This window comes from Mesorhizobium sp. M0276 (assembly GCF_040321755.1).
Classification (GTDB): Bacteria; Pseudomonadota; Alphaproteobacteria; order Rhizobiales; family Rhizobiaceae; genus Mesorhizobium.
Genome location: NZ_JAMYSC010000149.1, coordinates 1 through 1,194, shown reverse-complemented (window position 1 = coordinate 1,194; position 1,194 = coordinate 1). Strand labels below are relative to the sequence as shown.

The 1,194-nt window shown below is 61.1% G+C and carries 1 protein-coding gene; it reads left to right on the top strand.

What is annotated here, in order from left to right; all coding sequences use genetic code 11:
• Positions 1-88 precede the first annotated feature (88 nt).
• Entirely contained in the window at positions 89-1,192 is a 1,104-nt protein-coding gene (locus NKJ01_RS36185) for an ISAs1 family transposase (protein ID WP_023796701.1), read from the top strand.
• The last annotated feature ends 2 nt before the right edge of the window (positions 1,193-1,194 follow it).

Sequence of the window (1,194 nt, the reverse complement as noted above, 5' to 3'; positions counted from 1 at the left end):
CAGGGGAATCGCACATGAGTACAAAGGGACTCTTGTGTGGTGTGCGGAAATCGATTCTGAAAGGACCTCTGGATGATCGGAGGTCAGCATGGTGTTTCTGGATGTATTCGGCGAGGTTCCGGACCCTCGAGACTTGACCGCACAGCACCCGTTGCCGGAGATTTTGTTCGTAGCGCTTGCGGCGGTCCTTTGCGGTGCGACGCATTGCACGGAAATGGAGCTGTTTGCCAGGAATCGGCTCGACCTGTTGCGGCAGTTCATCCCGCTCGAGCGTGGCGCGCCCAGCCACGACACCTTCAGCCGGGTGCTGGCGGCCCTCGATCCTGTCGCCCTCAACGATGCGTTCATGCGCTTCATGGCCGCTTTCGGCGCACAGGCGCGCATCGATGCGCCGAAAGGCCAGATCGCCATCGACGGCAAGAGCCTCAGGCGCGCCTATGCCAAGGGCCTTTCGCATATGCCGCCGCTGGTGGTGACCGTCTTTGGCTGCGAGACCTTCATGAGCCTGGCCCAGACCGTGGCGCAGAAAGGCGGGGAGGTGCAGGCCGCGATCGCGGCGCTCGAATTGTTGTCGCTCAAGGGATTGACCGTCACCGCCGACGCCTTGCACTGCCATCGCCGCATGACCCAGACCATCCGCGACGGTGGCGGCCACTACGCGATCGCCATCAAGGCCAACCAGTCGAAGCTGGCCGCCGAAGCCAACACCGCACTCGACAAGGCAGCGGCGGGCAAAGCAACCAAGTTCCATCAGACCAAGGAGGATGCCCATGGCCGTCACGAGGTGCGGCGTGCCTTCGTCATTCCCTTTGTGCAGCCGCCGGGCAAGAATGCACTCGTCGACCTTTGCGCCGTCGGCCGTGTCGAAAGCTGGCGCACCGTCGATGGCAAGACCACGCACAAGGTCCGCTGCTATGCGCTGTCGCGCAAAATGCCGGCACACGAACTGCTCGCCACAGTACGCCGCCACTGGAGCATCGAGAATGACCTGCACTGGCAACTCGACGTTTTGCTCGGCGAAGATCAAATCAGAGGCCGCAAGAACAATACCGCCGCCAATCACGCCATACTTCGCCGCCTCACTCTCAATGTTCTCAGAGCCGATCTTGAAAACATCCCGCTCAGCCACAAACGACTCAAGGCACGATGGGCCGATCAAAACCTGCTTAGCCTCTTTACTCATATGCGATAGCC

Bases quoted from the DNA above. Each gene is read 5' to 3' on its own strand.
- NKJ01_RS36185 (WP_023796701.1), top strand. From the start codon at position 89: ATGGTGTTTCTGGATGTATTCGGCGAGGTTCCGGACCCTCGAGACTTG.